Source organism: Klebsiella sp. OBRC7, from assembly GCF_000293135.1.
In the GTDB taxonomy this organism is placed as follows: Bacteria; Pseudomonadota; Gammaproteobacteria; order Enterobacterales; family Enterobacteriaceae; genus Klebsiella; species Klebsiella michiganensis.
Genome location: NZ_ALNJ01000094.1, coordinates 102,284 through 108,923 on the forward strand (window position 1 = coordinate 102,284; position 6,640 = coordinate 108,923).

The 6,640-nt window shown below is 46.7% G+C and carries 10 protein-coding genes and 1 pseudogene; 7 read left to right on the forward strand and 4 right to left on the reverse strand.

Annotated elements, in window-relative coordinates; genetic code table 11:
• Nucleotides 1-90: 90 nt before the first annotated feature.
• Nucleotides 91-501 carry a hypothetical protein gene (locus HMPREF1144_RS20380; protein ID WP_042928127.1) on the reverse strand — a complete coding sequence of 137 codons (411 nt, stop codon included), beginning with the start codon at nt 499-501 and terminating at the stop codon, nt 91-93.
• 242 nt (nt 502-743) lie between these two features.
• Here HMPREF1144_RS20380 and HMPREF1144_RS20385 point away from each other — a divergent pair, with 242 nt between their 5' ends.
• The 5 genes from HMPREF1144_RS20385 to HMPREF1144_RS33725 are packed head-to-tail and all read left to right on the forward strand — an operon-like array spanning nt 744 to nt 2,455.
• The gene (locus HMPREF1144_RS20385) at nt 744-1,133 is read left to right on the forward strand and encodes a phage holin family protein (protein ID WP_004139418.1); all 390 of its coding nucleotides are present in this window, start codon (nt 744-746) and stop codon (nt 1,131-1,133) included.
• A complete protein-coding gene (locus HMPREF1144_RS20390; RefSeq protein WP_014228560.1) occupies nt 1,123-1,401 on the forward strand; it encodes a phage holin family protein in 279 nt (92 codons plus the stop codon). Before HMPREF1144_RS20385 ends, HMPREF1144_RS20390 begins: the two co-directional genes overlap by 11 nt.
• Nucleotides 1,401-2,027 (forward strand): glycoside hydrolase family 19 protein, encoded by a 627-nt coding sequence (locus tag HMPREF1144_RS20395; RefSeq protein ID WP_025108061.1) that lies wholly within the window; start codon nt 1,401-1,403, stop codon nt 2,025-2,027. The genes HMPREF1144_RS20390 and HMPREF1144_RS20395 overlap by 1 nt, the downstream gene beginning before the upstream one ends.
• Nucleotides 2,028-2,034: 7 nt before the next feature.
• Complete coding sequence (locus tag HMPREF1144_RS20400; protein WP_009653796.1) at nt 2,035-2,310, forward strand: hypothetical protein; 276 nt, start codon at nt 2,035-2,037, stop codon at nt 2,308-2,310.
• Complete coding sequence (locus HMPREF1144_RS33725) at nt 2,261-2,455, forward strand: hypothetical protein (RefSeq protein WP_025108060.1); 195 nt, start codon at nt 2,261-2,263, stop codon at nt 2,453-2,455. The genes HMPREF1144_RS20400 and HMPREF1144_RS33725 overlap by 50 nt, the downstream gene beginning before the upstream one ends.
• A gap of 90 nt (nt 2,456-2,545) precedes the next feature.
• Here HMPREF1144_RS33725 and HMPREF1144_RS20410 read toward each other — a convergent pair whose 3' ends face one another.
• Nucleotides 2,546-2,830 (reverse strand): hypothetical protein, encoded by a 285-nt coding sequence (locus tag HMPREF1144_RS20410; RefSeq protein WP_009653814.1) that lies wholly within the window; start codon nt 2,828-2,830, stop codon nt 2,546-2,548.
• Nucleotides 2,831-3,115: 285 nt separating this feature from the next.
• Here HMPREF1144_RS20410 and HMPREF1144_RS20415 point away from each other — a divergent pair.
• Both HMPREF1144_RS20415 and HMPREF1144_RS20420 read left to right on the forward strand, forming a co-directional pair.
• Nucleotides 3,116-3,871 (forward strand): annotated as a pseudogene (locus HMPREF1144_RS20415) (phage tail protein); the annotation flags it as partial.
• 62 nt (nt 3,872-3,933) lie between these two features.
• The gene (locus HMPREF1144_RS20420) at nt 3,934-4,761 is read left to right on the forward strand and encodes a hypothetical protein (protein ID WP_009653773.1); all 828 of its coding nucleotides are present in this window, start codon (nt 3,934-3,936) and stop codon (nt 4,759-4,761) included.
• A 172-nt stretch (nt 4,762-4,933) separates the two neighbouring features.
• On the opposite strand, the gene HMPREF1144_RS20425 is transcribed toward HMPREF1144_RS20420, so the two are convergent.
• Nucleotides 4,934-5,884, reverse strand: a complete 951-nt coding sequence (locus tag HMPREF1144_RS20425) for a hypothetical protein (protein ID WP_009653779.1) — start codon at nt 5,882-5,884, stop codon at nt 4,934-4,936.
• Between the two features lie 359 nt (nt 5,885-6,243).
• Nucleotides 6,244-6,640, reverse strand: a 397-nt coding sequence (locus HMPREF1144_RS20430) for an ISL3 family transposase (protein WP_009653798.1), incomplete at its 5' end; no start/stop codon positions are given.

Consider the following 6,640-nt stretch of genomic DNA (forward strand, 5'->3'; position numbering starts at 1 on the left):
ATGCATTTGCATGGCTTTTTTATTTGTGCCACCAGAGCATCATTCACTCTGTGCTTTGTCGTTAATCCATCTGGCGGCCATCCTAAAGGACTATCTGCTGAGTTCTTTTTTCAGAGGTTGCATTTTCTTCAGTACCTCATCTGAATTAGTGACTGAGAAACCCGTCGGGAAAAATAGCATTCCATCGGATGGATGTTCATCGTGCCAGTGCTTCGTGGTGGCCATCGTATGAGCGTCGAGATAACTGGTGTAAGCATCAAGGAGAGCGTTTTTCCTGCGCCTCGGGGCGTAAGGTAGCAACTGGTTGAAATCAGCATCGCTGATAAGCCTGAATGGATAAGAGCCTCCTTCAATAGCCTCAATTTCGCTTAGCAACTTTCCCCGCAGTGGTGCGGAATGCTTCCTGAACTCTGCCTTACGTGACGAATGGTTACTGATTAGTGACGGAATAAAGAGCCCTAGCAGTGTCAGTATCACTCCGATTACTGAAATAATTTCCATGAGATTTCCCTATGCCTGATTTTATTTATTCAGTATTACCCTTGGTGGGATTCGGTTTTTCTTGTTTTGGTCTTGGATACATCCTTGGCTTCGTACGCGGACGAGACTGAACAAGAAGAATAAATCCGTCTGAGAGGGTGGTGAATCCTGATATTTTTACAGTGATTTTTGGTGGCTGTCACCTGGCGGCCATCCTATTTTCCCCTCGTTCTGAGAGGATCCACAGCAATAGAGGGGGCTAAATGTCCGATCCTGTCTCTGGTACTTCAGTTGCGGCCGGCGGCCTGATGGGGGCTAGCATGTTCGGTCTGGCTACCGGAATAGATTACGGCGTGGTATTTGGTGCGTTCGCCGGGGCGGTTTTTTACGTGGCCACGGCAGCTAACATATCGCGCGGTAAGCTGGTGGCATACTTTATGACGTCATTCATTGTTGGTGTTCTGGGCGCCGGTCTGGTGGGTTCCAAGCTTTCAAGCTGGACTGGCTACAGCGACCGTCCGCTTGATGCGTTGGGAGCCGTATTAATATCAGCGCTTATCATCAAAGTTCTGACGTTTCTCAACAGCCAGGATCTAAATAGCTTGTTCAATATGCTGACCCGGTTCCGGGGAGGAGGTTCAAGTGGTAAATGATCCTTCAGCGCTGGCTAATGCAGTCATTTGCGCCGTCATTGTGCTGGCATTGATGTTCTACCAACGAGGTAGTGCGAGACACCGTCCGGGCATATCCGTTCTGGCTTATCTCATGGTGCTGGTTTATGCCAGTATCCCTTTCCGTTTCCTGTTTGGCCTGTACGAGTCATCCCACTGGCTGGTGGTGCTGGCTAACATTCTTATCTGCGGCGCGGTTCTCTGGTTCAGGGGGAATGTGGCGCGACTGGTTGATGCACTGAGGCACTGATGAACCAATCACAATTTCAAAGGGCGGCTGGTATTAGCGCCGGGTTAGCTGCGCGCTGGTTTCCGCACATTGATACTGCAATGAACGAATTCAGCATTACTAGTCCACTCGATCGAGCGATGTTCATAGCGCAGTGTGGACACGAAAGCACATCATTTACCCAGATGGTCGAAAGTTTTAACTATAGCGTTGCCGGCCTGGCTGGTTTTGTGAAGGCAAAGCGCATCACGCAGGACCAGGCGAACACCCTGGGGCGTAAAACTTACGAAAAGGTTTTACCGCTCGAACGTCAACGAGCGATCGCTAATCTCGTCTACAACAATCGTTTTGGCAATAAGGCTGCGGGCGATGGCTGGAAATACCGAGGGCGTGGAATTATCGGGATCACCTTCCTCGAAAATTATATGAAGTGCGGTAATGCACTGAAACTGGATTTAGTCAGCAACCCTGAGTTGTTGGAGAAAGATATTAATGCGGCCCGCAGCGCAGCCTGGTTTTACACCTCAAACGGATGTTTGAAATACCACGGAGATTTAGTGCGCGTGACCCAGATTATCAACGGAGGGCAGAACGGCATTGATGACCGACGCGCCCGCTTCCTGAAAGCTAAATCTGTTCTGGTATGAGGTCCTCATGGGCATTGAAATGATTATTGGTCTGGCAACTGCGTTGCTGGCCATTGTCGCTGGCGCATTTGGGTTAGGCCATGCGCGTGGGACCAACAAGGCAGAAGCCAAAGCCGATCAGCAGCGAGCCGAAGAGAACGCCGCCGCCACCGTCGCCGCGGCAGAACGTAAGGCAGATGTTATTCAAGAGGCCAGCAATGTACAGCAAACTGTTAGCCATATGCCTGATGACGATGTTGATCGGGAGCTGCGCGAAAACTTTACCCGCCCCGGTGGTGGTTGATACCGCCTGCAACTGGGTGCGGATTATCTACCTGACTGACCACGATATTGACGTGCTAGATAAGCAGACCAAGCGCGACATTCTGGCGCACAACAAATCAGTGCAGGCTAACTGCCCGCAACCAACCGGCAGGGTTACGCGATGACCAAGGCAAAGAATATTGAATTTCGACTAAGCAAACTTGAGAAAGGGCCAGACAAGAACGTTCTGGCCATCATGGAGATAAGGGCGAGAGCTATTGCAGGTAGCTTGCTGAAGCAGATTCCCTGCCAGGCGTTGAAAGATCGATAATGTCATTGAAGATTGCCTTGTAGGCTTTATTTAACTTCTCAACTGTTTTCGGGGTGATATCACTCGTAGGCGGCGCGTCGATACCATCCATTAATTCTATTTCAGCAAATTTTCTCAAAACCTGAAGGGCATTTTCTTTTTGTTCTTCGGGCATCGTTTGCACGATAAAAGCAACAACGTTTCTCAGCGCCAGGATTTGAGCGTGAGTTACGTAGTAATGATCGATCATATTTTCTACCTGTTCTGTTGAGTTCGACGATTTAACAGTATAGAGGAGAAATGTTGTCCGCCACCCTGTAGCAGCCTTTAATCGTGATGCCTCGCAATAGCGGGTAAATTTCCATATCCAACCAAAAGAGAAAAACCAATGAGTGAAGCAAAACCGCAGGACGGCAGCACTGTAAAAGGCTACCGCACATTAACCGCTGGCGACATTGAGCGAATGAACCGCCTTAAAGGCGTCAGCCGCCACTTCTGTAGTTTGCTTGATACCGAGCGAGGTGAATTGTTGGCTACCCGTTTTGACCCGAATGATCCAACGCGAATGACGGTCGAAATGTTTCTTTGTGTCGGGCAGGGGAGATTTTCGTTTACGGGAGGAGATAAACGGATTGGCGAAACCCCGGCAGCCTCGCTGGGTGATGGTTTCAGCGATAAGGTGTACCAGCCAGGAGAGGACGTATCATCTGATCCGCGAAGCGAAAACTGGTTCAACTCGACAGAAGTCGGCGGAACATCAAGCGGAACAGGGCTTGATATGGCGCAGACCTCACCAGATTCAGACGACATTATCGCGGACAGCATGATGGTAACCGGTGCGACAGTCACATTTACAGGGCTTGATACAGATGACGATGATGATGGGGATGAGGACGATAACGCGCTGCCTGAAAGCTGGGTGGCGGGAACCATTGTAGAGATTAAATCGCCGACCAACTTTCTGATTTCGACATCTTCCGGCTACAGTGTTTTTGCCAGCAAGCTCCTGACTGAAATCGCGCCGGCAGTAGGAATGCCAGTGACGTTGAGTTTTAACAGTGTTGATTATGACCTCTTCATCGCAGCATACACGCCGGGGCAGGATGCCGTACCGGGTGAGGGGGGGAGTGCAGCTAAAATTCAGGCCAGCGCAGCGCCGACGACTTACGATTACTCTCTGGGCAGCACAACCTTTACGGTGACCTGGCACGGAACAACCTATACCGTCTCTCTGGTCGCCGATTATGTCAACATGTCCGGCCTTCTGGCTGCAATTACTGAGGGGCTGACGAATCTCTACACTGGTGAAACTGAATATCAATGGCTTCCTGCTTTTCTAATGGAGATAAACTAATGCTCGTATTAAAAACAACAATAGCGTCAACAAACCCTAACCTGCCCGTAATTGATATCAATCCAGAAGAAGTCGCGATACTGGCAATGAATCCCACGGCCTGGATAAGTGCTGATTCCGGCGTTACGGCTTCCGGGGAGGCGGTGTCTCTTGTGCGCGATAAAACAGGTTTGTATGAGTGGGGGCTGGTTACCCCCACTACGACGCATCCGCCAAGAGTTATCACCTCCGGTACGCGCAAAACACTGCGTTTTGATGTGGCGGCATCTAACCCAGGGATCATGAAGAAAACCGGTAACGAGCTGACATTTCCTGCAGATGGTATTTTTACGCTGTTTATGGTTCACCGCATTCCCGCTGCGAACACGGAGGGGTTCACGGCAACCGGTGGTAATATCTGCGGAAACAACGCTGCAGAACCTAACGTTGCAAGATTCCGTTTCGGGGGGGATAGCTACACCGGTAATAATATTTTCTACAACCACGGCAGTAAAAGTATCTCTTCCTCTCCTGAGAGCTTTCCGATAAACACATCTGTAGCAGACGTCAGGGATTACGTGTGGCATATCTCAGTTGTCACAGCACTGTCTGATTCACATTCGTGGGAGTATGACGGTGTTGTATTGCAGACAACTGCGTACGGTGCAAAACCGTACACTACAGACGAGTCACGAAGGTTGACGGTTGGCGGAGCTGACAGCCCGTTTGCGTTACAATTCCGCGGCGACTTGTCGACGTTAATTCTGATACCAGGAGTAATCACAGCTGAACAGAAAAATACCGTGTATCAGTACCTGTCTGGCATTAAGAGCGACCTCACGGCGTAACCTAAAAGTGGTGGTTATTCAAACAATCACCACTAATCGTCTTTTTTCTTTTTCCAGTCCCATTCTGCATGAATCCATATCAGCGCCATAGCGCAATCAATGAAAAACATCATTTCAGGCTACTTCATATTAAGCCATATAATGAAAGACTATATAATATTAAATTGGTAAACTACTCTGACCTGGATGATAAAATCGCAGCGCGACAATATCTCAATAAAAACTGCAAATCCTCTTCACCAAGACTACCATTTCCTCCATTAATTAATTCTTCTATTTTATTAAGTTGCTCTCGCACTCTGCTTAGTTTTTGTACACCATGCGTCATTGAGGATACATCTGATTTTAAGTCACGAACAGTCTCTTCGAGGTGCATTTTTTCCTGCTTAATTTTGTCATGTTCGATACTTATTTCAACTAGTTCTCTTGATGTCGTTTCGTATTTCTCATTTAATTTTAAGATATCCATATTTTCTTGGCTTAATTTTGTTATTTTATTTTCCATTTTTACCGACTCAGCAGTTAGGCTGTCAATAATTAATTCAATCTCTTTTTTTTGAGATTCAAATGTATGTATTGATGCTCTCAATTCAGACTCTTTCTTCCATAAAGAATCAACATTAGAGTTCTTCTCTGCCTCTTTTTGACGCATTAATGCAATTCGTAAAGCTGTTCTTGCTTGCATAACAGCTTTAATGCCTTCATTTTCCACCTCTGCTTCTGTTAAGTTTTTTCTTCTTATGACTTTACTTGTGTTACTTTGATTGTTAAATAAATCAATTTTATCGAATATCCATCTATGTACTTTTAACATACCGTACATAAACAAAGGATATGACAAAGTAAGTATTGTAGCAAAGATGATCGGGATGACAATATAAGAGTAAGGAAATAAGGTGCAACTCTCAAACTTTACAGGTAGAGATGATTTAATTAATGATATTTTGTAAAGAACATCATCCTTAGATAAGACGAAATAGAATATATCCTTCCAATTCCAAACAATCCATGAAATTACAAAACTACCAAAAAAAGCATTCTTGGCCCTGAACTCGATTGAGTCTTGAATTGGGGTGATTAGGATTTCCTTTATAGAAGATAGTACTTCTTTTATTTCCGCCATGAGTTACCTTACCCAAAAGCTTGTTAATTTATCCAGTTATACTAAATGCAATAAATAAGTCAAGGGGTTCTCGTTAAAATGGAAGATAGGAAAACATTCAATGATGGCCTATGCCGGATTATTGCCATAAGTTGTCTAACGTTTCCCCAAAAGCTGGAAACAGCTTCACCCTTCAACAGATGGATGATGTGGTAGGAGAGGAGGCCTGAATAGTATTTACATGTCTTCCAGTCGGCATCCGTACAAAAAGCAACACCTTACCTCTGTGCTAAAGATCGATAGATGAAACCTGCATTGATCAATTCATCTGATGAAATTACTGTATATATAAGGGTCTTCCCCGATCATGGTGGGAAGGCTCAGAACGCCATATTCAGCTTCCCATAGTGGAACATCACTCCCAGCTTAAAGCGCTCCCGGTTTCGGTATCCCCTCGCTTTTATCCTCAACAGCCTGATCTTGCTGTTTAGTGCTTCCGCATTTCCGTTTGATACACCGTGGCGCATGGCGTTCAGGATGCCGTACAGCCTTTTCCCTATCGTTTTGGCCGCGTTCTTCATCATGGGGACATCACTGTTAGCCGCCAGCGCCAGCCATCTCTGCCAGTCATCGCGTCTTTCCTCGCTCCATGACCTGTTCCAGATATCCTTTGCCAGCTCTTTCAGCGCCCAGCACTGGCTTGTCAACTTCATCTGTGCACGCAGCCATATCAGCTTTTCCTGCCTGGATTCGGTCATCCACTTATCGCTGTACTGC